Source organism: Aurantiacibacter sp. MUD61 (assembly GCF_027912455.1).
GTDB lineage: Bacteria > Pseudomonadota > Alphaproteobacteria > Sphingomonadales > Sphingomonadaceae > Alteraurantiacibacter.
Genome location: NZ_CP115446.1, coordinates 457501 through 481953, shown reverse-complemented (window position 1 = coordinate 481953; position 24453 = coordinate 457501). Strand labels below are relative to the sequence as shown.

Below are 24453 nucleotides of genomic sequence, written 5' to 3'. Positions count from 1 at the left end.
AATTAATGGGGCGCTCTGGCACGGCCTGCGCCGTGACCGAAACCAGACCATCAGACACCGCTACGCTTGATAGCCTCGCGCCGCGCGCACGGGCGGAAATCCTCTCCGTCAACTGGGGCGCGCTCGCGCCCGATGAGGCAAAGCGCCTGCGCGCTCTCGGGCTCGATGTGGGAACGCGGGTGGCCGTCGCGCATCGCGGCGTATTCTTCGGACGTGATCCGATCGCGCTGGTGATCGGCCGGACGACGGTGGCAATCAGGCGAGCACACGCCAAGGCTATTCTGGTGAAATCGCTATGACGCGCCTTCGCACCGCCGCGCTGGTCGGCAATCCGAACGCTGGCAAGACCGCGCTGTTCAACGCGCTGACCGGTGCGCGCCAGAAGATCGCCAACTATCCGGGCGTCACGGTTGAGCGGAAAGCGGGCCGGATGATGATGCCCGATGGGCAGCCGCTTGAGTTGATCGATTTGCCGGGCTCATACTCGCTCGATGCGGCGAGCCCCGATGAAGAAGTCACGCGCCAAGTCGTGCAAGGGGAGTTCCCCGGCGAAGCGCAGCCCGAATTGCTGGTTATCGTGATGGATGCGGCCAATCTGGAGCAGCACCTGGTTTTTGCGCAGGAAATCATTTCTCTGGGCGTGCCGACAGTGGTAGCGCTCAACATGGTCGATCTGGCCGAGCGTGACGGGCTGACACTCGATCCAGCCGCTCTTTCCGATGCTCTGGGTGTGCCGGTCGTTCCGACAATCGCGGTGCGCAAGAAGGGCCTCGATACACTGGCCGAGGCGATGGAATCGGCGAACCATCAGGATCTTTCCACTCGCCATCAGGTGGCCAGTCTTTCCATGCCGGAACAGCGGCTCGCGGCGCGCAACATTGCCAAGGCGGCGATCCTTTCAGAAAGCCGGGAGCGTAAGCTGTATGCGAACCTCGACAAGGTGTTGCTGCACCCATGGCTTGGCCCGATCATTCTGTTCGCTCTGCTTTTCGTCGTCTTTCAGGCTGTGTTCGCATGGGCCGACCCGCTGATCGGGGCGATTGAAGGGCTGGCAGAAGGCGCTTCGGCGCTCGTCACTTCCTCAATGGGCGAGAGCTTCATACGCGATTTCCTGACTGAAGGCGTGATCGCCGGGGTCGGCTCGGTCGTCGTATTCCTGCCGCAGATCATCATCCTGTTCGCCTTCATCCTGGTGATGGAGCAATCGGGATATATGGCGCGCGCCGCCTTCATTATGGACCGGCTGATGGCCTATGTGGGCCTGTCGGGGCGCAGCTTCATCCCGCTGCTTTCCAGTTTCGCCTGCGCTATTCCCGGCATCATGGCGACCCGGTCTATCGCCGATCCTAAGGACCGGCTGACGACGATCCTGATCGCCCCGCTGATGACCTGTTCGGCGCGCTTGCCGGTTTATACCGTCATTATTGCGGCGGTTATTCCGTCGACCGCCGTGGGTCCAGGTATCGGATTGCAGGGGCTCGTCCTCTTCGGCCTGTATATCGCCGGGATCATCGGGGCGATGGTCGTTGCACTCGTGCTGCGCCGGACGGCGACCAAGGGCGCGGCTTCTGGCTTCATCATGGAAATGCCAAAGTACCAGCTGCCTCCGCTACGCGATGTGCTGATCGGACTGTGGCAGCGCGCGTGGGTATTCCTGCGCCGCGCTGGTACGATCATCTTTGCAGCGACCGTGATCCTATGGCTGCTGCTTACCTTCCCCAAGGCGGAGCCGGGCGAAAGCCAGCTCGATGCCTCTGCCGCAGGACAAATTGCGAGCTTCATGCAGCCCGCATTCGAGCCGATCGGATTCCAGCGCGAGATGACTCTGGCGCTGGTGCCCGCCATGGCCGCGCGCGAAGTCGCCGTCGCCTCGCTCGCCACGACGTATGCGGTGGATTCCGACGATGAGGAAGAAACCGAAAACGCGCTGCGCGATCAGATTTCTGCGCGCTGGAGTTTGCCCACCGCACTCGCCTTCCTCGCGTGGTTCGTCTTTGCGCCGCAATGCCTCTCGACCATTGCTGTCGCGCGGCGTGAGACCAATGGCTGGAAATGGCCCATGGTGATGGTGGGTTATCTGTTTGCGCTCGCCTATGTCTTCGCGGGCCTCACCTATTGGGCGGCTGTCGGTCTCGGATTGTAGCGAATAATCGCATCCGCTGTGGACACACCGCCCGAGTGGGGGTGGCGACTCAGCGGACCCTTCGATAAGCCTGTCCCTTGAACAGACAAGGAATCGACAATCATGGCGGGCAGCCTCAACAAAGTGATGCTTATCGGCAATCTGGGTGCTGACCCGGAAGTGCGCTCTTTTCAGAATGGCGGGAAGGTGTGCAATTTGCGCGTCGCCACCAGTGAATCGTGGAAGGACCGCAACTCGGGTGAGCGGCAGGAACGCACGCAGTGGCACACGGTCGCCATCTTTCAGGAAGGCGCTGCAAACTACGCTGAGCAATATCTGCGCAAGGGCAGCAAGGTCTATGTCGAAGGCCAGCTGGAGACGCGTAAGTGGCAGGATCAGCAGGGCAATGACCGCTATTCGACCGAAGTCGTGGTGCGTCCCTATTCCGGCACGCTGACGGGCCTCGATGGGCGCGGCGAAGGTGGCGGCGGTGGCGGTGGTGGCCAGCGAGGCGGCTTTGGCGGCGGAGGCGGCGGCGGTGCCGGTTACGGCGATCGCGGCAATGCTGGCGGCGCTCCGGGCGGCTGGGATCAGGGCGGAGGCTCTGGCGGTGGCAGCTCATCGGGCGGTGGCGGCTCCAACTATGACGATCTGGACGACGATATTCCGTTCTGAGGCGGGCGCGGCAGGCTGACCGGCCATGCTGAAGCACGCACTAGCCTCTCTTTTCGCCAATCTTGGTATTTCCATCGGCATGCCCTCCGATCAGGAGGCTCTGCGCGCGCTCATCAATCGACTGCGCCCGGTGGGCAGCGGGCATGACCTCATCCGCATGGGTGCCGATGGGGATGGCGGCTATCTCGTGCCCGACGATCTGGAAGGCATTACGGCCTGCTTCTCACCCGGCGTGGATGATCGCGCGACGTTCGAGGCTGATTGCGCGGAAAGAGGCATCATCTCGCATCTCGCCGATGCCTCGGTCGAGGCAATGCCGGCGGATCTTCCGGGCGGCACATTCCTGCGCAAATATCTCGGCGTCGTCGAAAGCGATACTCTCACGACACTGGAACGATGGGTCGACGGCCATGCACCGGGCGACGATGATCTGATCCTCCAGATGGACATCGAAGGCGCCGAAGTGCCTGTCCTGCTCAATGCCCCCGATGAAGTGCTGCGCCGGTTTCGCATAATCGTGCTCGAAGCGCACCATCTGGACCGGCTGCTGGATCGCGAAGGATTTACCGTGCTGTCCGCTATGTTCGCGCGGCTGCTCGAGCATTTTGCTCTCGTGCATGCGCATCCCAATAATTACGGCGGAGTGGTGAAGCGCGGCAATATCACCGTGCCGCGCGTGATTGAATTTACCCTGCTGCGGCGGGACAGGCTGCGCGATGGCGAACCGGCTGGTCCGTTTCCGCATCCTCTCGATAAGCCCAATGATCCGAACCGCGCCGACTTGCCCCTGCCGGAGCTCTGGCGCGGCTAAACCTAGGTAGGACTGCGTAGGGCGCTGCTCAGCAATCGCTATCCATGTTTGTCCATGGAGGGCGCATGGACATGCAGGCCTCCAGGGAAGCGGAAAGCTACGCGGAAGAGATTTCCGTGGAGGCGAGCGATGTCGCTCTGCCCGAACTTGCGCCTGAACCGCCGGAGCAGCGCAGCCGTTTCTACCTGCCTCTCAAGTACAAATTCCTGCTCACCTGTTTTCTGGCGTGCGCCTGGACGGCGTTCAGCGTCTGGCTTTCGGTTAACTGGGTCCGTGACTTGGCGAGCGTCACTACAATGGCCTTTGCGGTCATCGCGATCACTTTCATCGCCTACGTCCCCGGCTTCATGAACGCCTTCCTGCTGTCCTCGCTCCTCTTCGACAGGAAGCCGAGCCGCAGGATGCTGGGCACCTATCCCGGTGTCACCATTCTGGTTGCGGCCTATAATGAGGCGGCGGCGATCCGCGATACGCTCACCAGTCTTTCGCGGCAGGAATATCCCGGACTGCTCGAAGTCTTCGTGCTGAACGATGGCTCAAAGGATGAGACGGTCGCCTTGGCCAATGCCGCGATTGACGAACTGGAATTTCCCGAAGGCATGACGGTCAGGGTGCTCGATTTCCAGGTCAACCGCGGCAAGTCGGCAGTGCTGAACGATGGTCTGGCAGCGGCCAGTCACGATCTTATCGTCACCATCGATGGCGATTCATGGGTGAAGCGCGATGGTCTTCGCAAGATCGTCGAGCGGCTGCATTCCGATCCGCCCGATACGCAGGCGATTGCCGGAGCCGTGATGGTGCGCAATTCGCGCCGCAATCTCATCTGCAAGGCGCAGGAGTGGGACTATTTCCACGGCATCGCTTCGATCAAGCGGATGCAGGGCATGTATCATGGCACGCTGGTGGCGCAGGGGGCTTTCAGCATTTACCGCCGCAAATCGCTCGAGCAGGTGGGCGGTTGGCCTGAATGCGTGGGCGAGGACATCGTCCTGTCATGGGCGTTGCTGAAGCGCGGCTATCGCATTGGCTATGCCGACGATGCGCTGGTCTTCACCAACGTGCCTGACACGATCCGGCAGTTCGCCTTGCAGCGAAAGCGCTGGTCGCGCGGGCTTATGGAAGCGTTCAAGGCGCATTGGCAGCTGCTGTTCCAGCGCCGCATGTCTACGCTGTTTATCTGGTGGAACGTCTGCTTCCTGCCGCTCGATCTGGTCTACACGCTGGTCTTCATTCCCGGGCTGGTGATTGCGTGTTTCGGCTATTTCTACATCGCCGGGCCGCTCACCATCGCGGTCCTTCCGCTGACCGTGCTTTGGAACGGCATCATCTTCCGCATCCAGTCGCGCGTTTACCGGCGTGAGGGATTGAAAGTACGGCGCAATCGCGGCGGCTTTTTCTTTTATGCGCTTGCCTACAGCCTGCTGATGCAGCCGGTGTGCGTGTGGGGCTATTTGGCCGAACTGATCGGCCTTCGCAAAGCATGGGATACCAAATGATGTCGCGCTTCATGACAGGAGCCGCGCTGGCGGCGATGCTCGGCGTGATGGCTGCTCCGGCGGCGGCGCAGTCTAATGAGGAAAGCGGTCCTGCCGCAGGGGCGGAGATCTGGGTGAGCGGCGACTCCGAAGGCACAGAAGTCGTCAAGCTGCTGGGCCGCGCGCTCATCTCCTTCGAGGACCGCGACCGATATGCCGGAATTGCGGTGGAAGCGGCGCGCTTCTCTCCCGCCAAGGGGGAGCCCGAAAGCGACACCCGCATCTACCTCGATCTTGCCGACCATTTGGGAGAGGACTGGCGCTGGCGGGCGCGGGTCGGCACCGACGGCCACACCGTGCTGGGCAATGCGGAACTCCGCCGCGCGGACTGGTCGCAGAGCCTGTTTATCGAGCGCGAGATTATCGAGACCGAGCAGGGTCTCAATCGCCGCATCTATTACACCTTCGTCGGGGCGAGCACGGACGTGCCAGTAACCGACAGCACGAGCGCCAGCGTAACGGTTGGTGTGCAGGAGTTTTCAGGGCGGAATGAGCGGCTGCACCTGCGCGGACGGCTGGTGCATGCGGTCGACGCCGATCTGGGGCTGAGCGCGCAGGTCGATGCCCGCTACTACCACTCTACCGAGCCGGGCGAATTCGACTATTTCTCACCGCGAAATTTCGTGAGCGTCGTCCCGCTGGTGCAATTGCGCCGTCTCAATACCGATGGCTGGATGTTTCTGGCGGCTGGCGGAGCGGGAGCGCAGAGCAGCGGAGGCGGCGACTGGTCGCTCGCGCGGTACGGCAATCTGCGCATCGAGAGCCCGCGCGATCGCCGCGACCTCACTGTGTTCGGGGAGGTGACCTACAGCAATAATTCGATCACCGGCGGCACCGATTACGACTATGTGATGGGAAGGGCCGGTGTGACACTAGCTTTCTAAATCAGTGCCAGTGGGATCAGGGCTCTGCATTCCATTCGTCTATCATGGACAGCCCTTGCCGAATGCCTTCGACATATTCACCGCGATCGAAATAGTCGGCCATTTCGCCTTCGATACGATTGCGGTCTTCCACCATATAGGCGAGTCCTTCATCGCCGGTGATGTGCACTTGCTGATCCTGAGTGTACACCACGATCGTCGATCCGCCCTGATCGGCTGCGGCCATGCCGGCAGCCATGAACGGCGTCTCGCCGCCAGCCGTATCGATATCGAGCGAATCGACCACGACGAAATGGAAAGCAGGCGCATATTCATCGCCAGCCGAGGCAAGGATTTCTTCGATTTCGCCGCGCGCGCTTTCAATGCCCGACCAATCGCCCTGCGTCGGCATGTCGGTATCGACGCTGTCGGTGGTTTCGGCGTCATAGACATCGGCTTCTGCCGCTGGCTCGTCACCAAGGCCCGAATCGCCGACCTCTTCTGAAGAGCCGCAGGCGGCGAGGCCCAGCGCAAGGGCGATGGTGGCGGTATTGGTGGCGGCGCGCAGGGCTTTCATCGGGTGATGTCCTTATGACGAATTGCGTTTCGCTCATTCAACACGCAGGCCCGATAACAGGTTCCGTATCTACTCGCCTTTGAGGCCGCGCAGGGCATCGGCCAGCGGGCCGCTTCCTTCGCCTTCCTCGATCAGACCCTGCTCGCGCCGCACGGCATCCGCACCGGGCCCTTCGGCATAGGGATCGATGGCCAGCGCTAGGCTCTGTGCGACAGCCTCGCCCAAGTCGAATTGCGTTCCCGAATAGCCGATTTCGTCGAGATCATCCTCGTCGAGTTCGATTTCCTCGTCCTCTTCATTCGCTTCAAGGCTGGCGAGAGGGACGAAACGAAAGGCAATGTCTTCACGGATTTCGGCGGGCAGATCGTCCCCCGACACAGCGCAGCTCTGCACTATGTCTGCCTTCATCGTGCCGCTAGCTCCAATCTCATCACCCGCCGCTTCAAGGCTGAGCTGCGCTTCGAGCCGGTTGATCGCCACCAGGCCAAACCGCTTCGCCAACGCGGCGCGCTCGGCTTCGTCGGCCACGAGCTCAACCGGTTCGGCAGTGATCCCGCGAATATCGGCGGGCCGGGAAAATTCTGGCGTATCGCTCATTGTCAGGCCTCGAGTGGGCGCAATTGCCCGCGCATCAGAGCTGCATCATCCACCGCCTGCAGATCATTGTGAAGAGCGCGGGTGCGCACGGCGAGGGCGAAGGGTTTCGCCTCATCATTGTTCAAAGTCATATTGCGCTGGAGAATCTCGGCGAGCTTCGCATCGCTTTCGGTCAAATTCTCGCGCAGGCTGCCCATGCGGCCGCCGATCGCGCTCATCAATTTGCCCATATTCTTGCCGACCGAAAGATCGCCCACGCCGGTATCGCGCAGCTGCCGGTCCATATCCTCGACGAACAGCTCGGTCAGCAGAGCGGTCTTGGGGGCCAGCTCCTCGCTTTTCTCCATCCGCAGCATGACGAGGCTCATAACCAGAGCGATCATGTCGAACCGGCCTTCGACGCTGTCTTTCACGCCGCAATCGGCATACCATTCGGGCTCTCTGCTGGTGCCGACCGTGGCGTGCCACAGGTCGCGCAGCTCGTCGCGGCCGTCTTTTCCGAGGAAGCGTTTCCAGAAGGACATGGTCAATTCTCGTTTGCTCTGGCTTGTTAAGCACAAGTTCAATGGATGAAGCCCTAGAACGCGTTGCACCGGCGGGAGAGGTCGCCTAAGGCTCAGGCTGATCTATCGGCGCTGATATAGGTGACCGTGGGGGTGAAGCAATTGCCCCTTGGTCTACGCCAGAGATATTTGAAGGATTTGATTATGGGTTCGATCGTGCGCAAGGCAGCAATGGCAGGGCCGGTCCTGGCCGTGGCACTTGTGGTGTCAGGATGTGCTTCGATCGCTACCAATCGCGGTTACATTATCGACGAAACGCTGTTCGCAGCCGTGCAGCCGGGTCTCGACAACCAGCAGTCGGTTCGCGAAACGCTGGGCCAGCCGACCATGATCAGCCAGTTTGGCGATCCGGTGTGGTATTACATTTCCAGCCGGACGGAGCAGGCTCCGTTCAGCCAGCCGCGCATCGAACAGCACAATGTCTTCGCCGTGCAATTCGATGAAGCGGGCAATGTGATCTCCACCGATCGCAGCGGGATGGAGCAGGTCGCCCGGATCGATCCGGAAAACGACACGACGCCGACGCTTGGACGTGAGCGCGGCTTCTTGGAAGACCTGTTCGGCAATATCGGCACGGTCGGCGGTGCCGGCCCCGGTGCTGCCGGCGGCGGCGGGCGCTAAGACACTCCCAATTCCTCTCACATTGCTGATCGCTTGAAGCGCGCGAGGGGCGCGCCCATATGCGTCGCATGAGTGATGACAAGGCGAGCCACGGCCTGACCCAGTGGCACGGCACCACCATTGTGGGCGTGAAGCGCGACAGCGGCATCGTGATCGCTGGCGATGGCCAGGTCTCGATGGGCAATACCGTGATGAAGCCCAATGCGCGCAAGGTTCGCCGCATCGGGGAAGATGGCAAAGTCGTGGCCGGATTCGCTGGCGCGACTGCCGATGCTTTCACCCTGTTCGAAAGGCTGGAGCGTAAGCTTGAGCAATATAGCGGCCAGTTGCTGCGCGCCGCTGTCGAGCTCGCCAAGGATTGGCGGACGGACAAGTACTTGCGCAATCTCGAAGCGCTGATGATCGTTGCCGACAAGGAAACGCTGCTTGTACTCACCGGCAATGGCGATGTGCTGGAACCCGAAGGCGGGATCGCCGCGATCGGTTCGGGCGGGAATTACGCGCTCGCTGCTGCCCGCGCGCTCACCGAATATGAAGATGACCCCGAAACGATCGCCCGCAAGGCGATGGCCGTGGCGGCGGAAATCTGCGTCTTCACCAACGGCAATGTCACCGTAGAAACGGTCTGAGAGAATTCATGGAAAACCTGACTCCCAAAGCCATCGTCGGCGCGCTCGACGAGCATATTATCGGCCAGAAAGATGCCAAGCGCGCGGTTGCCGTGGCGCTGCGCAATCGCTGGCGGCGGCAACGCCTCGCGCCCGAATTGCGCGATGAGGTAACGCCGAAGAACATTCTGATGATCGGCCCGACCGGCTGCGGCAAGACCGAAATCTCGCGCCGCCTCGCCAAGCTCGCAGAGGCTCCCTTCGTGAAAGTCGAAGCGACCAAATTCACCGAAGTCGGCTATGTCGGCCGGGACGTCGAACAGATCGCCCGCGACCTCGTCGAAGAAGCGATCCGGCTGGAGAAAGACCGCCGGCGCGAGGCTGTGCGCGAAGCGGCGAGCGAGGCTGCGATGCAGCGCCTGCTCGATGCACTCGTCGGCCAGAACGCCAGCGAGGCAACGCGCGAAAGCTTCCGCCAGCGGATCGTGGACAATTCGATGAATGACACCGAAGTCGAAGTCGAAGTGACCGATCAGCCCAATATGCAGATGGACATCCCCGGCATGGGCAACGGCGCGAGCATGATCAATCTCAGTGAGATGATGGGCAAGGCGTTCGGCGGTCCTCCGAAAAAGAAGCAGAAGCTGAAAGTGCCCGATGCGTGGGATCGGCTGGTCGATGAAGAAGCTGAAAAGCGTATGGACCAAGACGATGTCGCCCGCGTGGCGCTTGCCAATGCAGAGACCAACGGCATCGTTTTCCTAGACGAGGTCGACAAGATCGCCGTCTCCGACGTGCGCGGCGGCTCGGTCAGCAGAGAGGGCGTGCAGCGCGACTTGCTGCCGCTGATCGAAGGCACGACAGTCGCGACCAAATACGGTCCGATGAAGACCGACCACGTTCTCTTCATCGCATCAGGCGCGTTCCATGTCGCCAAGCCTTCGGACATGCTGCCCGAGTTGCAGGGCCGCCTGCCAATCCGCGTCGAGCTGCGCTCGCTTACGGAAGAGGACTTCATCCGCATCCTTAGCGAGACCAAGGCGAACCTCGTCAGCCAGTACAAGGCACTGCTCGGCACCGAGAAGCTGACGGTGGACATGACCGAAGGTGCCGTCGCCGAAGTCGCCCGCATCGCTGCGCAGGTGAACGAAAGCGTCGAGAATATCGGCGCGCGCCGCCTGCAGACAGTGATGGAAAAGCTGTTCGAGGAGCTGAGCTTTGAAGCCGAAGAAATGGCCGATCAGACCGTAACCGTCGATGCCGATTACGTTCGCGAAAAGCTGGGCGAACTCGCTGGCGATGCCGATTTGAGCAAATATGTACTTTAAGGCGAACCCGACATGAGCGATTCACCGATCCACGATCTTCCCGCCGGCAAGTCAGGCTACCGCCTGATCACGGGTAAGGATGACAAGGCCTTTTGTCTCAAAGTCTCACAAGCTCTGGAAGAGGGCTATCGCCTCTATGGCGAACCCAAAGCCGTCTACGATTGGTGGCGCGGTGAGATGAAAGTAGCGCAGGCCGTGGTCTGGCCGGACTACCTCCCTAAGGATTGAGACTATCGTGCGGATCCATTGGCGTTCGCACTGGTTGTGGCTGGTGATATTGCTCACCGCGCTGACGGCGTTCGATTATGTCGACCATATCACTCGCCCGGGCGCACCGTTTGGTGAGCAACCCATGGCATGGCTTGGATTCACACTCGGCTCACACATTACGTTACTGGTCGCGGCATACGTGTTTGCGATGCTGCTTCGGCGCTTGCCACTGCTAGGTCTTCTGGCAGACACTGTCGGCTTTGCCTCTGCCATCTCCTTGCACCTCAAAGTGAGCGGCCCCTTCTGGCGAGAGCTTTTCTGGACCGGCGGCGATATGCAATTCGCGAGCGTCTGGCTGCCGATGGTTGTGGGTGCCGCAGCCTATCTGATCTTTCGCGGCATTTTTCATTTGGTGCGGCGAGCGACAATACGCGATCGTCTTCGGTAGAGCGGACTGCTCAGTTGATAGATCTGTTTGCGCCAGTCGATTGACCGCCGATAGCTGCGCGGTAAGCAGCAGAAATGCGGAATACCTTTTTTGCTTTGACGATGGCGAGTTTGCTCGGTGGCTGCCAAGCTGACGAGATCGAGCCGTCGCTTGTCGACGGCACCCAGCGCGCACCAATGACATCCGGCGATTGCATGGTGGGCGTGTATCCATCCGGTGACGGTGAATTGATCATCGTTACCGAAGGCAGCGAAGGGTTTAATTACGCGACCTCAGCTGGAGAGATAGGACAGATCGCGGATGCGACCGCGCCGGCCCGCTGCGCCGGTCCGACGCTCGTAAATACCGATGGAATCGTCCTGCCGCGCTTGCAAACGACGGTCACGGACACGCGCTTCCAGTCCGGCGACATCGAGCTGGCCGGGCGGCTCATCCAGCCGCCGGGTGCGGGGCCCGATACTCCGGTCATTGTCTTTGCTCACGGCTCCGAGGAAGAGGGCTGGATTGGCCGCGCGCGCGATCCATATCAAATGGTCGGCAGGGGCATCACGGTCTTCGTATACGATAAGCGCGGCACGGGTGCATCGGGCGGAACCTATTCGCAGAACTTCCCTGATCTGGCCGATGATCTTGTCGCAGCATCAGCAGAAGCGCGGCGCTTACTGGTCGATCGGCACGGCCGGTTTGGGCTGGTCGGCCTCAGTCAGGGCGGCTGGATTGCTCCGCTTGCTTCGGAACGCGCTGACGCTGATTTCATTGGCATTGGTTACGGGCTGGTGGTCGATATCCGCGAAGAAGATGCAAGCCAGGTCGAGCTCGAGCTGCGCGAGGGCGGTTATTCGGAGGAAGTCCCGTTGGGCCGCGAACTGACCGACATCACAGCCCGCATGGTCGTATCCAATTATCAGGACGGCCTCGAGGAATTCGCCGCTTTTCGGGATCGCTATGCCGGTGAGCCATGGCTGGCGAACCTTCGCGGCGGTTACAGCGGCGTGCTGCTCAATATCCCCATTGCGCAATTGCGTGACGAAGGCGTGCCGATGTTCGACCGGCTCAATATCGATTGGTCGCTCGATCCGGTGGAAGTGCTGCGCGACGTGCAAACGCCGCAGCTCTGGGCGCTGGCAGGAGCAGATCGCGAAGCGCCGATCGATACCACTCTGGAACGGCTACGCGGCCTTCGCGCCGAAGGAAGCGATATCACTATCTACGTGTTCCCGGAGACCGATCACGGAATGTGGGAATTCGCTCAGGCGGATGATGGCAGCCGCGAAATTACGCGCGTGACCGATGGGTTCTACGATCTGATGGCCGATTGGGCGCGGGGCGATGTGACGGGCACCTATGGGCGGGCGACGCAGCGGTAGAGGTGGTTGGCTGCAGCTGCTGCAGCGCTAGGGAGCGCTGGCCGGGTCACCGTCCTTAGCGCTCTCCGCTTTCGCTGAGACTCGCAAGCGATCAGCCAGCAGATTTTTCACGAGAAAGCGCCGAACGGGCAGGTCGACAAAGGTGGCGAGCAGCCATGCGAGAGCTATCAGCACGCCAATGAAGGCAAATCCGGCCCAAGGGGCATTGGCCATGAAAAAGGCATCGCCCTGGCGATTGTTGAAATTGATTGCGATCAGCACCAGCGGCGCGTGGACTATATATAGCGGGTAACTGATCGTGCCCAGAAACGCGCATGCTCGCTGCGATGCCCCGGAGGCATGGCTGCCCGCCCCGAGCCAAACCATGAGAGGCATCCACACTGTGAGGACTGCCAGCTCATAGAGCCACGCATTGTCCAATTCTGGATGGGGGCGCCAGAGCAGCGGGGTGGCGAGCACGGCCAGCATCATCGCAGGATGCAAAGCGAACCTTGTGGGTTTGCGCAGCCATAAGCGATAGAGCCCAACGCCTGCAAAGAAGCAGAAAGTTACGCGCGCCAGCCCGCCCGGCCAGCTCGGCCGCCATACGCCGCGATCCAGCGTGCCTTGCGTCACCCCGATGACTATCAGCGCGAGAAAACCTGCTGCGATCAGGATCAGCAGAGTTCGGTTTCCAAGTCTGGGCATCAGGCAGGCGAAGAGGGTGTAGGCCACAAGCTCGAAAAACAGCGACCACGCAGGGAAATTCAGCGGAAAAAGGTCATCATTCACTGCCGGAAATTCGAACGGATAGGGCAGCATGAAGGAATTGAGGGCGACATTACCCCAGAACGCGGTCATGTCCTGCGGCGGTTGGTAAAGGGTGACCGCCAGAATACCGAGCAGCATCCCGGCGAGAAACATCGGGTAAAGCCGAATGAAACGCGCGAGCAGGAAATCGCGTCGCCTGAGGCCGCTTTGCAGGCGTTTTTCATACGCAAAGGCGATCACAAAACCGCTGAGTACGAAGAAGAAGTCGACCGCCAGCGAAACAATCGCGGGATGCAGGCCTGCCAGAAACCACTGGAAATGCATCATCGCAACGGCGATCGCCGCAATGCCGCGCATGCCGTTGAGCGTATGGAATGTCTGCCCGTGTCTCGCCAAAAATCGCAGCCCCTCGCGCGCCATGCGCTCAAGTGGGAGGGCTATCAGCTAATGGCGAACCGTCAAACGATTAGGGATGCGGGGCAAGGCCGATTTCGACGCCGGTCCGGTCCGTCACAGCGTGCTTGTCGATCATGTCCGCGCTCGCTTCACTCAGGCCGAAGTGCGCAAGCCACGGATCGCGCCAATGCGAGCAGGGCCGCCCGTGCAGGTACACAGGCAGCCCCGAAATGCGCGCCATTTACTCGGCTGAGCCGAAGACCATGATGTGTGCGAAGGGTGTGCCGCCTGCCATCACCCACGGCATGGTACCATCGGGCTCTTCCAGAAGATTCAGATCGCTGCCCGTTGCGAACGGCGTGAAGACGATCTGCCAGCCTTCGCCCTCGAGAGCTTCCGGTGCCAAGCCCCAAGTGTCTGCCGCACCCCGCCAAAGGTAACCGGTGGTCCCGGCTGCCGGCGGCGTCAGAGTACCGTCCTCGATGGCGGAGCTTACGGCAGCCATGAATTCCTCGCGCGAGCTCGTGGAGCTGCGCATCTCGTCCATGGTTGGGCCCAGGTCATTTCACCGTCCTCGCCTTCGATGCGGACGCCGGTATCGGCCTGCATGGAAGCTGGAAGGGCCCGCGCGACAACGGTCGTCGCATACTCGGCATTCACCTCATGCGCTGATGCCGGCATCGCGATTGCGGCTGCGGCAAGTACTGCCGCACTGATTGCGTATTTCATCTGCGATATCCCCCCAAGAGGTTGCAAGAGCGACCCTCAGGAACAGACTTCGCAGTTTATGTCCTTGAGCGCAAGCTGCACGGACACCGCAGCATCCGGCTCACGGATGCGGCGCCAGCCCTAGTTCCACGCCGGTCCTGTCGGTCACAGCATGTTTGTCGATCATATCTGCGCTCGCCTCGTTGAGCCCCACGACCTGCACACTGCGGCCGTTGCGGCGCATCCGTTCCACGATGGCATCGAGTGCCCCGGCGCTCGAGATGTCCCAGAAATGCGCCTCTGATACGTCGATCACAACATGGTCTGCCGGATCGGATCGCTGGCTTTCGGGCTTCATGGCATCGTTGAAGCGCTCGACACTGGCGAAGAAAATCTGGCCGGTGACTTTGTAAAAGGCGGTTTCGCCGTCGCGGGTGCGCTCCACGCTGAACAGGTTCATGACCAGCGCAGCGAAAAAGATGCCGGACATCAGCACGCCCACCAGCACGCCAAGCGCGAGATTGTGCGTGCCGACGACGACAGCGACGGTCGACAGCATCACGACATTCGCCTGCCACGGATGGTGCTTGAGATTAGGGATGGACGTCCAGCTGAACGTCCCGATGCTCACCATGATCATCACGGCAACGAGAGCGGGCATGGGGATCTGACCGACAATCGGGCCGAGCAGCCAGAGCAGGATCAGCAGCGTCAGACCTGCAACAAAGGTCGACAAGCGACCACGTCCGCCCGAGGTCACATTGATCACCGACTGGCCGATCATCGCGCAACCGCCCATGCCGCCGAACATGGCGGCACCGATATTGGCAACGCCCTGACCCCAGGTCTCACGGCGTTTGTTGGAGCCGGTGTGCGTCATGTCATCGACGATCTTGGCGGTCAGCAGGCTCTCGATCAGGCCGACGGCAGCCATGGTTGCGGAGTAGGGCGCGATGATCGTGAAGGTCTCCCACGTCAGCGGGACATCGGGAAAGATGAAATAGGGCAGGCCTTCGGGAATATCGCCCATGTCGCCGACAGTGATGATGGGCAAATCCATGCCGATGCTGATCGAACCAAGGACGATGATCGCCACCAGCGGGCTGGGCACGGCTGTGGTCAGCTTGGGCAGCAGGTAGATAATCGCGAGCGCGCCCGCGACCATCGCATAGGTGATCCAATTGACCCCCTCATTGCTCGGATCGAGCTGCGGCAGCTGCGCCATGAAAATGAGGATAGCCAGCGCGTTCACGAAGCCGATGATGACCGCGCGGCCCACGAACTGCATCAGCAGGTCGAGCCGCAAGACGGCGGCAATCGCCTGGAAAATCCCCATCAGGATCGTCGCGGCGAAGAGATATTCCACCCCGTGATCGCGCACCAGCGGCACGACAACAACCGCCACCGCAGCTGTCGCAGCACTGATCATGCCGGGGCGACCGCCGGTAAAAGCGATGATCATGGCGATGGCGATGGAGGCGTAGAGGCCCACGCGCGGGTCGACACCGGCGATGATCGAGAAGCCGATCGCTTCCGGAATCAGCGCCAGGGCAACAACGATGCCTGCAAGGATATCGGCACGCGGCTGGGCGAGCCAGTCGCGCTTCAGCGCGGCGGTGTTCAGCATGGGAATGTCCATTATGGCTGGGCGCGCGCGAGGCGGCGCGCCGAAGAATTTCGTCCGCGACCTCATACATGTTGCACTGCACAATGCAAGGGCGGGGCCTTCTGGTGCCATGGCGGCCAAGTCGTTCGCAGAGCATTCCATGTCGCTCGTCGAGCGCGTTCCGGATGCGGCTTGCGTCTAGATTGGCTTTGCGGTCTATCTCAGCCTGAAGAAGTCCGGGACACTCAAGGGGATATTATCGTGACATTTCGTTTGCTTGCTACCGCAGCGACTGCGCTTGCGCTCGCCACATCGCAGCCTGCTTTCGCGCAGGACGCCGCCGATGCGCCGGTGCTGACCGCGCCGGAGATCGAATTCACCGAATGGGAGCTCGACAATGGCCTGCGCGTGATCGCCATTCAGGACGATACGACCGCCACAGTCACGACATCGCTGTGGTACGAAATCGGCAGCAAGCTCGATCCCGAAGGCCGCAGCGGGTTCGCGCACCTGTTCGAGCATATCCTCAGCCGCAAGACGCTGAACATGCCTTACAACATGATCTACGACCTGACGGCCGATGTCGGCGGCACGCGCAATGCCTCCAACGGCACCGACCGCACGAATTACTTCGAGACAGTGCCGGCGGAATATCTGGAAACCATGCTGTGGACCCACCGCGAGCGGATGTATTTCCCCGTGGTGGATGACGAAGTGTTCGAAACCGAGCGCAATGTCGTGAAGGAGGAATACCGCACCCGCGTCCTCGCGCCGCCATACGGCATTTTGCAGCGACTGGTACTGTCCGAAAATGCCTATGACGATCTGCCGCATCGCCGCCCTGGCATCGGCAGTATCGAAGATCTGGACGCCGCAACGCTGGAAGATGCGCGCGCTTTTCACCAAGCCTATTACGGTCCCGACACCGCGACGCTGATCGTCGCCGGTAATTTCGAAATGGCTAATCTGCGCGGCCTGGTCGACGAATATTTCGGCGACATCCCTGCGCGTCAAAACCCGGTCGATGTGACGATCACGGAACGCGAGGACCGGCGGACAGAGGCGCGCTATGTCGAGGCCTTCTCGCCCAACGTGCCCCTGCCTGCTGTCGGCCATATCTGGCAGCTGCCCGATGCGACCCATCCCGATGCGCCTGCGCTGGAAGTGCTCGATGCGATCATGAGCAGCGGCCAGAACAGCCGCCTCTATTCCGCCCTGATCGAGCCGGGGTTGGCCGTGCAGGTGCCGCAATTCGCGTACTTCCAGGAAGAGGCTGGGCTGTTTGCGCATTATGCGCTGGTCAATCCCGATGCGGACCGCGACGCGATTGCTGCCGTGCTGATGGAAGAAATCGCGCGCATGCGTGACGAGCCTGTGAGCGCGGAGGAATTGTCCGAAGCGCAGAATGAGCTGATCTCAGGCTCTCTCTTCAGCCGCGAGACCGCACGTGGTCGCGCTTTTGAACTGGGTGAAGCGCTGGTCAGCACGGGCGATCCGCGCGCTGCCGATCGCCGCCTTGCCGCGATTGCCGAAGTGACCGTGGAGGACGTCCAGCGCGTCGCGCAGGAATGGCTCACGCCCGGATCCCGCGTTGAAATCCGCTATTCGCGCGGTGAGCATGATCCTGCCGATTACGCCAACCCCGCACCGATGCCGAGCTTCCGCACGCTGCCGCCGGCCGTGGGTGAGCCGCTGGCGGTCAATCCGCCGGAGACGCGCGAAGCTCCTCCGGGCCCCGGCGCAGTACCCGAAGTCGCCGTGCCGGATATGGTCAGCCATACGCTCTCCAACGGTATCGAAGTCATCGCCATCGAAACGGGCGATGTGCCGATTGCCGCGATGACCATCCTTTTCCCCGGCGGCACCGCGAGTGACGGGTTCGAAGACGCAGGTACGGCTAGCTTTGCTGCGGGTCTCGCCGACCAAGGCACGCCGACGCGCAGCGCCAATGATATCGCCGCAACGATGGAGCGGCTGGGTGCGGGCATCAATGGCGGTACGCGCAGCGATGGTTCTTCGCTGACGCTCTATGCGCCGGTGAGCAATATGCCGGCAGCGGGCGAAGTCTTCGCCGATGTCGTGCGCAATGCCAGCTATCCGCAGGATGTGTTCGAGCGGGAGATCGCCCGCGCGATCGATGCGCTGCGCGTCTCGCTCAGCCAGCCCGGATCGCTCGCCGGAATGGTCGCGCGGCCGGTGATCTACGGTGATGCGCCCTACGCCACCATGGCGGGCGGCACGCCCGAATCGCTCGCTGCGTTGACCCGCGAAGATCTGGCAGAGCACCGCGAAACCTATTGGCACCCGGGTGCAGCGCGCATCGTGGTGAGTGGCGGGATCGCTCCGCAAGACGCCTTTGCCCTGGCAGAAGAAATGTTCGGCGACTGGACGAGCGCTGCGCCGATCCCGGCCGATATCGAGGCACCCGCGGGCGAGCGGCAGCCCGCACGCACGGTAGTGATCGATATGCCCGAGGCGGGACAGGCTGCCGTCTTCATGCTGGGCCGCGGCCCGGCGCGCACGGAAGACAGCTACTATCCACTGCTGCTCGCCAATGCGGTTCTCGGCGGTGGATCGAGCGGTCGCCTGTTCGAGGAAATCCGCACCAACCGTGCTCTGTCCTACGGCTCCTATTCGGGCCTGTCCTCGCTGCGGGAAGATCCGCTGCTGCAGGCGAGCGCGCAGACCGCTAACGAGACGGTGGATGAAGTCGTGGCGGTGATGCTCGAGCAATATGAGCGCATCGGCAGCGAGCCGTTTTCGAACGAACTGCTCGACCGCCGCCGGCTCTATCTGACGGGTGGCAATTCGCGCAGCCTCGAAAGCACGGTGGGCTACAACAACCAGGTCGCAAACCTGATTGCGCTCGGCATCGATCCCGCGGAAATCTCCAACTATGCGGCGAGCATCAATGATGTAACGGCCGATCAGGCTTCAGCTGCGGCGGATCGCTATTTCGATCCGGACAACACGACGATCGTCGTGGTCGGCAATGCCGATGCCTTTATCGACCAGCTGCGTGAGCTGCGCGACAATGTAGAAGTCATCCCGGCGAGCGCACTCGACCTTACCAATCCGCAGGTGCCCGCCGACGCGATGTAAGCTAATGTGCAAGGAGGCTGCCTATTCGGCGGCCTCCGTCGCTTCCGGTTGTTCACTGAGCTGGCGGTTCCACATCTCGGCATAAAGGCCGTCGCGCCTCAGCAGGTCTGCGTGACTGCCGCTTTCCACGATTTGCCCTGCATCCATCACATTGATGATGTCGGCATCGGCAATCGTCGAAAGGCGGTGGGCGATGGCGATGGTGGTGCGATCTGCGCTGACCCGCTTGAGGGTCGAGAGAATATCCTGCTCGGTCCGGCTGTCGAGCGCGCTTGTCGCTTCATCGAGCAACAGGATCGGCGGGTTCTTGAGTAGCGTTCGGGCAATGGCAACGCGCTGCTTCTCGCCGCCCGACAGCTTGAGCCCGCGCTCGCCCACTTCGGTGTCGAAGCCTTGCGGCAGTGCTTCGATAAAAGGCAGGATGCTTGCATCCGCTGCAGCGCGCACAATCTCTTCGTCCGAAGGATCATCGCGGCCGTAGGCGATGTTGTAGCCGATGGTGTCGTTGAACAGCACGCTGTCTTGCGGGACAATGCCAATCGCACTGCGCAGGCTTTCCTGCGTGACCTCGGCAATATCCTGTCCGTCGATCAGAATGCGACCGCCCGACGGGTCGTAGAAACGGAACAGCAACCGCCCGATGGTGGATTTGCCGGCTCCCGATGGCCCGACCAGCGCGACCGTCGATCCGGCGGGCGCTTCGAAGCTGAGGCTGTGCAGGATCTGCCGATCTGTTTCATAACCGAAGCTGACATTGTCGAACACGACTGTCGGGCGGCGGACGACCAGCGCGGGCGCACCGGGCGCATCTTCCACCTCGGCCTCGGTATCCATCAGGCGGAACATGTCTGCCATGTCAATCAGGCCCTGGCGAATTGTGCGGTATACCCAGCCAAGCAGATCGAGCGGGCGGAAGAGCTGCATGAGATAGGTGTTGACCAGCACCAGATCGCCAGGAGACAAGCGGCCTTGTGACCAGCCCCAGACCGTCCACGCCATTGCGCCACCCATCATCAGATTGAGGATCACTGCCTGCACGATGTTGAGCATGCCGAGGGAGTTCTCGGTCTTGATCGCGGCCTCCGCATAGGCGGTCGCAGAGCTGGCGTAGCGATGCCGCTCCCGCTCTTCAGCGCCAAAATATTTGACCGTCTCGTAATTCAGCAGGCTGTCGACCGCGCGGGCCATCGCTTGCCCATCGAGATCGTTCATGTCCTTGCGCAATTTGACGCGCCATTCTGTTATGCGCTGGGTCGTCCAGATAAATGTGACGACGGTTACTGCGGTCGCCGCGACAAGCTCCCAGCCGAAAATCGTCCAGAAAATGATCGATACGACCACCAGCTCGATCGCCGTGGGCGCGATGTTGAACAGCAGGAAATAGAGCATCTGCCCGATCGAGCGGGTGCCGCGCTCTATCACGCGCGTAATCTCGCCGGTGCGGCGTGAGAGGTGGAAGCGGAGCGAGAGGCGGTGCAGCTGCGAAAAGACATCCTCTGCCAGCTCGCGCACCGCATCCTGCCCAACGCGGTTGAAAGTGATATTGCGCAGCTGATCGAACAGCACATTTCCGAAGCGACCGGCGGCGTAGGCGATCACCAGCGCCATCGCGACCCACACCGCTGGATCGCCACCGGCAGACATGGTGTCCACCGCGCGGGCATAGGCAAAGGGCAGGGACAGGACGATGGCTTTGGACAGTAGCACGAAGCCAGCTGCCCCGATGATGCGGCGCTTCAGATCGGGCCGGCCTTTAGGCCACAGATAGGGAAGGAAGCGACGCATGGTCGCCCAATCCGCGCTTTCACCCGTCCCTGTTTGCGTGCCGAAATCTCTCACAACCGCCCCCAAGTGGGGAAGGTGCAGGCGTTACACAAGCGAAGGCTGGGCAATCAGTCCTGCGGGCGCAGCCGCGTGGCGCGCTGGTTGAAACGCCATTGCTGCTCGTAACCGCCTTCGCCCGGAATATCGAAGAGCACGCGGTTGCTGCGAAAGTCGATCGCGACACGCTCGAACAGGCGCAGCTCGCTCATGCCCATGATCAGCGCCGGCTCGTCGGCCAGTCCGAGCACATGGAAGGTCGGGGAGTCGGCGAAGGATATCGGGAAATTGTTGAGCTCGACCCGGCCCATGTTCAGCCGGCGCGCAATCCGCGTCTGGCTGGTGACGCGGACGCCGTTCACATCGGTCATTATGGAATCCTGCAGCGACTCGCGCGTCCGAAGGCGTGCTTGCAACGCTGGGTTGCCTACCGAACCTGCAGCGCCGGTATCGATGATAATCGCCGTCCGCACACCTTCGATCTCGGCGCGGTGAATGATAAGCTGGCCGAGCCGCTCACGCGCTCTGACGACGATGTCATAGCCATTCGCGCCGCCCCTGCCGAAATCCTCCGTGACCAGCATTTCGCTACTTTCGAAGTCGAGCAGGACGCGTTGTCCCTGGAGCGAGTCGAGACCCAGGATGCCGTCCGCCGCGCCGATATTGCTGCCTTCGACAATGGGAGCGGTGCGGATGGTGAAGGTGCGGCTGCCCAGGGTGAAGTCCGGCACCATCGTGGTTTCCACCTCCCGCGTGCTCGCCATGCCGACCAGCATTGCTGCCTCGCGGTCGTAGAGCTGCAGCTGTTCCGCGAGTTCAGAGGAAAGCACGGTGGCCTGCGCGCCGGTATCGACCATGAAGTTGAACGGACCCTCGCCGCCAATCATCACCGGCACGGTCAGGCGACGATAGTGCTCGATCTGCATTCCGATGGTGTCGATCAGCACATCAGGCTGCGCCGGATCCGCTTCCTGCGGCACGGTTTCGCTTTCGACAGGCAGCTCACCCGACTGTGGATCGGCTGGGCTGAGCACGCTGCCTGCCAGCGCAAGAATGCCGCTGAGGGCGAGCCAGTTCATAAAGCATTCTCCCGCCTGCTGACGCGTCCCGGCTGCAGCAGGTTTTTTTTACTCTATCAGTATCTGGGGAGAGGCCCAAATGCAGGCAATACAGCCCTATCGCGGTGCAGGGATGAGATGGCTCCAGCCGAGACGGTTCAGACCGGCAGTCGCATAGCCATGAATCTCCGCATAGGCCGGATGGCGCGTCTGGCGAAGGCAGATAAGCCACAGCGCCATCCCGGCGAGCACGCTCACGAAAAGCTGCCCGAAGCTAGCCTCGGATGAGGAAGCCCAAAAGAGATAAGACAGCCAGACGGGCAGGATGGCAAAGCCTGTCGCCAGTAGCGAAAGCGCCCAGATGCGGATCATCATTCTCCAGCGAAAGCCGGTGCATCGCTGCATGAAGGGCGCGTGGATGACAAACCATGCAAGGCCATAGGCGACACGGCTGGCAGCCGCCGCCTCGAGCGAAAACCATGCGCCGATCAGCAACAGAACAATTGAGGCGAGCGTGTCCCACGCGCAGCGCCAAACGAGCGGACGCATTTTGCCGAGCAGGATGGGCAGGTCCATGTGCAAAGGCACAGCGATAAACAGCAATTGCGAAATCGCGATCCACTCTAGAGGCGTGGCCGCACCCAGCCAGCGCTCGCCATACAGCATGGAAATGATCGGTACGGCGCAGGCGGCAAGGCCTGCCATGGCGGGCCAGGTGATCGCGCAATAGCTCGCTGTCACCCGCTCATATTGCGGACCGATGGCATCGCCGCGATCCCGAAGGCGCGCAAAGGCAGGATAGAACACACTCGCCAGCGCGCCTGAGACCAGCAATCGCAATTGCGCCGCAAGACCGAACGCGCGGGTATAGAGGCCGAGCGCAGCGGTATCGAGCAGGCGCCCGATCAGCAGCTCCGGCAGACGCCCGCCCGCCTGGTAGAGGCCGGTCAACACTGTGTTGAAGCCGCCGAATTTCAGGATCGGCAGTGCACCTTCATAACGCGGCGGGAAGGGCACGATGAAACCGACTCGCCACTGCGAAATGACCATGCGCGCCACCTGCTGGGCGAAGGCACCCCATGCCAGAGCCAGCGCGCCATAGCCTTTCCAAGCGAGCCCGATAGCGACCACGGCATTGGCCAGCACTACGCCATTCTCGGTCATGGTGTTGGACACGAAATCGAGCTTGCGATGCGCCAGCGCCATAGGGACAATGGCGAGCGGCACGAAGAAATAGCTCGCCGCGATCACCAGCATCAGCGGCAGCAGCTCCGGCATTTCGTAAAAAGCTGACACCGGCCACGCGAGCGCCACGCAGATGATCGCGATGGCCCAGCTGATCGTGATCGAGACGGTAAAGGCAGTACGGATCTTCTCGTCGCTCAGATCCTTTTCGCCATTCACGAACCGGGTGATGCCAAACTCCTGCAGTACCGCCAGCAGGCTGACGAAGGAGAAAGCGATGGTGAACAAGCCCAGCTCATCGGGGTCGATAAAGAACCGCGCGAGGATCACGCTGGCTGCGAATTGAATGATGAAGGCGCTCATCTGGCTAGCCATCGCCAACAGCGCAGCAGCGCGGACACTCATCTTGGTTGCGCGAATCTCGGCACCTTCTGAAGGAGCGTTCGTGGGCTGGTGATGATTGTGGTCACTCGCCATGATTCACCGAGCGGCAAGCGCCATCGTCAGGCGCAGCGCGCGCGCGGGTTCACCAAAGCGTAGCAGGCGCGCGACAGTCCGCCACAGTCCCTCGCGGTCACCGCCCTCCGACACATGGTGCAGGATGATATCGAAACCACCGTCACGCATGGCATTGCGAGAATGAAGAATCCCGCGCGCGACGCGCGCGCGCACGCGAGACGCAACACCGGCCTCCCCGAAAAGGGCATCCAACTGGTCGACCGGCGGGAGCGTCTTGAGATCGGCGGTGGGGTCGGGCTTCCCAGCCTCGCGCGCGCGCCAGGCCTCATGCGCGATAGCCGCTCCCACGGTCTGCTCGGTCACATATTTCTTGGAAACCTGGTCCGGATAATGGCGATAGCGCAGCAGCCGCTCTGGAATGTTCGCCATCTTTGTTTCTGACGCGAGCCGCAGCCACAGGTCGTAATCTTCGCAATGGCGAAAGGCTGCATGGTAGCCGCCAACGCCAAGCACGATATCCTTTCGATACATGACGGCAGGATGGACCAGCAATTGTCCGCCGCACGCAGCGACCGCCTTCATCTCTTCATTGGTGACTGCGTGATCGACACCGCCGGTGAACCACGGCTGGCCGTTCTCATCGATATCTTCGCTCCAGCTGCCGACGACCCCGTGATCGGGATGGGCGGCCAGAAAGGCGATCTGCTTTTCAAATCTGTTGTGTCGGCAGATATCATCGGCGTCCATACGGGCGACAAGTGGCGCGGCAGCGGTCTCAAGCAATTGATTCAGGCTGGCGACCAATCCGCGATTCTCGCGCAGGATCGGTTTGATGCGCGTATCGCGTGCGGCAAATTCTTCAATGATCGCGCGGCTGCTGTCGGTCGAGCCATCATCCAGGATCAGGAATTCGAAATCGCCGAAGCTCTGGTCGAGCACGCTCTGGATAGCGGGCGCGAGGAAGCGCTCGCCATTATAGACGCTCATCGCCACCGAAAGGGCGGGGGAGGGGCTGTACTGTGTCATGCGCGCGAAGTGCCTGT

Annotated in this window: 24 protein-coding genes; 13 read left to right on the top strand and 11 right to left on the bottom strand. The window is 61.5% G+C overall.

Going from position 1 to position 24453, the window contains the following annotated elements:
* The first annotated feature begins 32 nt into the window (after window positions 1-32).
* The 6 genes from O2N64_RS02300 (at window position 33) to O2N64_RS02275 (ending at window position 6027) form a co-directional block, all read left to right on the top strand.
* Window positions 33-299, top strand: a complete 267-nt coding sequence (locus tag O2N64_RS02300; RefSeq protein WP_271078677.1) for a FeoA family protein — start codon at window positions 33-35, stop codon at window positions 297-299.
* Window positions 296-2143 (top strand): ferrous iron transporter B, encoded by a 1848-nt coding sequence (gene feoB, locus O2N64_RS02295; protein ID WP_271078676.1) that lies wholly within the window; start codon window positions 296-298, stop codon window positions 2141-2143. Before O2N64_RS02300 ends, feoB begins: the two co-directional genes overlap by 4 nt.
* Window positions 2144-2245: 102 nt before the next feature.
* A complete protein-coding gene (ssb, locus tag O2N64_RS02290) occupies window positions 2246-2797 on the top strand; it encodes a single-stranded DNA-binding protein (RefSeq protein ID WP_271078675.1) in 552 nt (183 codons plus the stop codon).
* A 25-nt stretch (window positions 2798-2822) separates the two neighbouring features.
* The gene (locus O2N64_RS02285) at window positions 2823-3608 is read left to right on the top strand and encodes an FkbM family methyltransferase (protein ID WP_271078674.1); all 786 of its coding nucleotides are present in this window, start codon (window positions 2823-2825) and stop codon (window positions 3606-3608) included.
* A 71-nt stretch (window positions 3609-3679) separates the two neighbouring features.
* Window positions 3680-5104 carry a glycosyltransferase gene (locus O2N64_RS02280; protein ID WP_271078673.1) on the top strand — a complete coding sequence of 475 codons (1425 nt, stop codon included), beginning with the start codon at window positions 3680-3682 and terminating at the stop codon, window positions 5102-5104.
* Window positions 5101-6027, top strand: a complete 927-nt coding sequence (locus O2N64_RS02275; RefSeq protein WP_271078672.1) for a hypothetical protein — start codon at window positions 5101-5103, stop codon at window positions 6025-6027. Before O2N64_RS02280 ends, O2N64_RS02275 begins: the two co-directional genes overlap by 4 nt.
* A gap of 16 nt (window positions 6028-6043) precedes the next feature.
* Here O2N64_RS02275 and O2N64_RS02270 read toward each other — a convergent pair whose 3' ends face one another.
* The 3 genes from O2N64_RS02270 to O2N64_RS02260 form a co-directional block, all read right to left on the bottom strand.
* Window positions 6044-6583 (bottom strand): TPM domain-containing protein, encoded by a 540-nt coding sequence (locus O2N64_RS02270; protein ID WP_271078671.1) that lies wholly within the window; start codon window positions 6581-6583, stop codon window positions 6044-6046.
* 69 nt (window positions 6584-6652) lie between these two features.
* Entirely contained in the window at window positions 6653-7180 is a 528-nt protein-coding gene (locus O2N64_RS02265) for a YceD family protein (protein WP_271078670.1), read from the bottom strand.
* Between the two features lie 2 nt (window positions 7181-7182).
* Window positions 7183-7704, bottom strand: a complete 522-nt coding sequence (locus O2N64_RS02260; protein WP_271079590.1) for a ubiquinol-cytochrome C chaperone family protein — start codon at window positions 7702-7704, stop codon at window positions 7183-7185.
* 183 nt (window positions 7705-7887) lie between these two features.
* Between O2N64_RS02260 and O2N64_RS02255 the strand changes: the two genes are divergently transcribed.
* The 6 genes from O2N64_RS02255 (at window position 7888) to O2N64_RS02230 (ending at window position 12325) form a co-directional block, all read left to right on the top strand.
* Window positions 7888-8364 (top strand): outer membrane protein assembly factor BamE, encoded by a 477-nt coding sequence (locus O2N64_RS02255; protein ID WP_271078669.1) that lies wholly within the window; start codon window positions 7888-7890, stop codon window positions 8362-8364.
* A gap of 68 nt (window positions 8365-8432) precedes the next feature.
* Window positions 8433-8993 (top strand): ATP-dependent protease subunit HslV, encoded by a 561-nt coding sequence (gene hslV / locus O2N64_RS02250; RefSeq protein ID WP_271078668.1) that lies wholly within the window; start codon window positions 8433-8435, stop codon window positions 8991-8993.
* 8 nt (window positions 8994-9001) lie between these two features.
* On the top strand, window positions 9002-10300 hold the full coding sequence (gene hslU / locus O2N64_RS02245; RefSeq protein WP_271078667.1) for an ATP-dependent protease ATPase subunit HslU: 1299 nt from the start codon (window positions 9002-9004) through the stop codon (window positions 10298-10300).
* A 12-nt stretch (window positions 10301-10312) separates the two neighbouring features.
* Window positions 10313-10528, top strand: coding sequence for a DUF1737 domain-containing protein (locus O2N64_RS02240; RefSeq protein WP_271078666.1), 216 nt, complete (start codon window positions 10313-10315; stop codon window positions 10526-10528).
* Window positions 10529-10535: 7 nt separating this feature from the next.
* On the top strand, window positions 10536-10958 hold the full coding sequence (locus tag O2N64_RS02235; protein WP_271078665.1) for a hypothetical protein: 423 nt from the start codon (window positions 10536-10538) through the stop codon (window positions 10956-10958).
* A 101-nt stretch (window positions 10959-11059) separates the two neighbouring features.
* Complete coding sequence (locus tag O2N64_RS02230; RefSeq protein WP_271078664.1) at window positions 11060-12325, top strand: alpha/beta hydrolase family protein; 1266 nt, start codon at window positions 11060-11062, stop codon at window positions 12323-12325.
* A gap of 27 nt (window positions 12326-12352) precedes the next feature.
* Here O2N64_RS02230 and O2N64_RS02225 read toward each other — a convergent pair whose 3' ends face one another.
* The 4 genes from O2N64_RS02225 to O2N64_RS02210 form a co-directional block, all read right to left on the bottom strand.
* Window positions 12353-13471, bottom strand: a complete 1119-nt coding sequence (locus O2N64_RS02225) for an acyltransferase family protein (protein WP_271078663.1) — start codon at window positions 13469-13471, stop codon at window positions 12353-12355.
* A gap of 70 nt (window positions 13472-13541) precedes the next feature.
* Window positions 13542-13712, bottom strand: coding sequence for a hypothetical protein (locus O2N64_RS02220; protein WP_271078662.1), 171 nt, complete (start codon window positions 13710-13712; stop codon window positions 13542-13544).
* Window positions 13713-14018 carry a hypothetical protein gene (locus O2N64_RS02215; RefSeq protein ID WP_271078661.1) on the bottom strand — a complete coding sequence of 102 codons (306 nt, stop codon included), beginning with the start codon at window positions 14016-14018 and terminating at the stop codon, window positions 13713-13715.
* A 282-nt stretch (window positions 14019-14300) separates the two neighbouring features.
* Window positions 14301-15806 (bottom strand): SulP family inorganic anion transporter, encoded by a 1506-nt coding sequence (locus O2N64_RS02210; RefSeq protein WP_271078660.1) that lies wholly within the window; start codon window positions 15804-15806, stop codon window positions 14301-14303.
* A gap of 240 nt (window positions 15807-16046) precedes the next feature.
* Between O2N64_RS02210 and O2N64_RS02205 the strand changes: the two genes are divergently transcribed.
* Window positions 16047-18887, top strand: a complete 2841-nt coding sequence (locus O2N64_RS02205; protein WP_271078659.1) for a M16 family metallopeptidase — start codon at window positions 16047-16049, stop codon at window positions 18885-18887.
* 21 nt (window positions 18888-18908) lie between these two features.
* Here O2N64_RS02205 and O2N64_RS02200 read toward each other — a convergent pair whose 3' ends face one another.
* From O2N64_RS02200 to O2N64_RS02185, 4 genes are all read right to left on the bottom strand, one after another.
* Window positions 18909-20672, bottom strand: coding sequence for an ABCB family ABC transporter ATP-binding protein/permease (locus tag O2N64_RS02200; protein WP_271079589.1), 1764 nt, complete (start codon window positions 20670-20672; stop codon window positions 18909-18911).
* A 107-nt stretch (window positions 20673-20779) separates the two neighbouring features.
* The gene (locus O2N64_RS02195; protein ID WP_271078658.1) at window positions 20780-21787 is read right to left on the bottom strand and encodes an aspartyl protease family protein; all 1008 of its coding nucleotides are present in this window, start codon (window positions 21785-21787) and stop codon (window positions 20780-20782) included.
* A gap of 96 nt (window positions 21788-21883) precedes the next feature.
* Complete coding sequence (locus O2N64_RS02190; RefSeq protein WP_271078657.1) at window positions 21884-23428, bottom strand: oligosaccharide flippase family protein; 1545 nt, start codon at window positions 23426-23428, stop codon at window positions 21884-21886.
* A 3-nt stretch (window positions 23429-23431) separates the two neighbouring features.
* Complete coding sequence (locus O2N64_RS02185) at window positions 23432-24436, bottom strand: glycosyltransferase (protein ID WP_271078656.1); 1005 nt, start codon at window positions 24434-24436, stop codon at window positions 23432-23434.
* Window positions 24437-24453 lie beyond the last annotated feature (17 nt).

Coding starts and splice junctions, on each gene's coding strand:
- feoB (WP_271078676.1), top strand. CDS start 296: ATGACGCGCCTTCGCACCGCCGCGCTGGTCGGCAATCCGAACGCTGGC.
- ssb (WP_271078675.1), top strand. CDS start 2,246: ATGGCGGGCAGCCTCAACAAAGTGATGCTTATCGGCAATCTGGGTGCT.
- O2N64_RS02285 (WP_271078674.1), top strand. CDS start 2,823: ATGCTGAAGCACGCACTAGCCTCTCTTTTCGCCAATCTTGGTATTTCC.
- O2N64_RS02280 (WP_271078673.1), top strand. CDS start 3,680: ATGCAGGCCTCCAGGGAAGCGGAAAGCTACGCGGAAGAGATTTCCGTG.
- O2N64_RS02275 (WP_271078672.1), top strand. CDS start 5,101: ATGATGTCGCGCTTCATGACAGGAGCCGCGCTGGCGGCGATGCTCGGC.
- O2N64_RS02270 (WP_271078671.1), bottom strand. CDS start 6,583: ATGAAAGCCCTGCGCGCCGCCACCAATACCGCCACCATCGCCCTTGCG.
- O2N64_RS02265 (WP_271078670.1), bottom strand. CDS start 7,180: ATGAGCGATACGCCAGAATTTTCCCGGCCCGCCGATATTCGCGGGATC.
- O2N64_RS02260 (WP_271079590.1), bottom strand. CDS start 7,704: ATGTCCTTCTGGAAACGCTTCCTCGGAAAAGACGGCCGCGACGAGCTG.
- O2N64_RS02255 (WP_271078669.1), top strand. CDS start 7,888: ATGGGTTCGATCGTGCGCAAGGCAGCAATGGCAGGGCCGGTCCTGGCC.
- hslV (WP_271078668.1), top strand. CDS start 8,433: ATGAGTGATGACAAGGCGAGCCACGGCCTGACCCAGTGGCACGGCACC.
- hslU (WP_271078667.1), top strand. CDS start 9,002: ATGGAAAACCTGACTCCCAAAGCCATCGTCGGCGCGCTCGACGAGCAT.
- O2N64_RS02240 (WP_271078666.1), top strand. CDS start 10,313: ATGAGCGATTCACCGATCCACGATCTTCCCGCCGGCAAGTCAGGCTAC.
- O2N64_RS02230 (WP_271078664.1), top strand. CDS start 11,060: ATGGCGAGTTTGCTCGGTGGCTGCCAAGCTGACGAGATCGAGCCGTCG.
- O2N64_RS02220 (WP_271078662.1), bottom strand. CDS start 13,712: ATGGCGCGCATTTCGGGGCTGCCTGTGTACCTGCACGGGCGGCCCTGC.
- O2N64_RS02215 (WP_271078661.1), bottom strand. CDS start 14,018: ATGGACGAGATGCGCAGCTCCACGAGCTCGCGCGAGGAATTCATGGCT.
- O2N64_RS02210 (WP_271078660.1), bottom strand. CDS start 15,806: ATGCTGAACACCGCCGCGCTGAAGCGCGACTGGCTCGCCCAGCCGCGT.
- O2N64_RS02200 (WP_271079589.1), bottom strand. CDS start 20,672: ATGCGTCGCTTCCTTCCCTATCTGTGGCCTAAAGGCCGGCCCGATCTG.
- O2N64_RS02195 (WP_271078658.1), bottom strand. CDS start 21,787: ATGAACTGGCTCGCCCTCAGCGGCATTCTTGCGCTGGCAGGCAGCGTG.
- O2N64_RS02190 (WP_271078657.1), bottom strand. CDS start 23,428: ATGGCGAGTGACCACAATCATCACCAGCCCACGAACGCTCCTTCAGAA.
- O2N64_RS02185 (WP_271078656.1), bottom strand. CDS start 24,436: ATGACACAGTACAGCCCCTCCCCCGCCCTTTCGGTGGCGATGAGCGTC.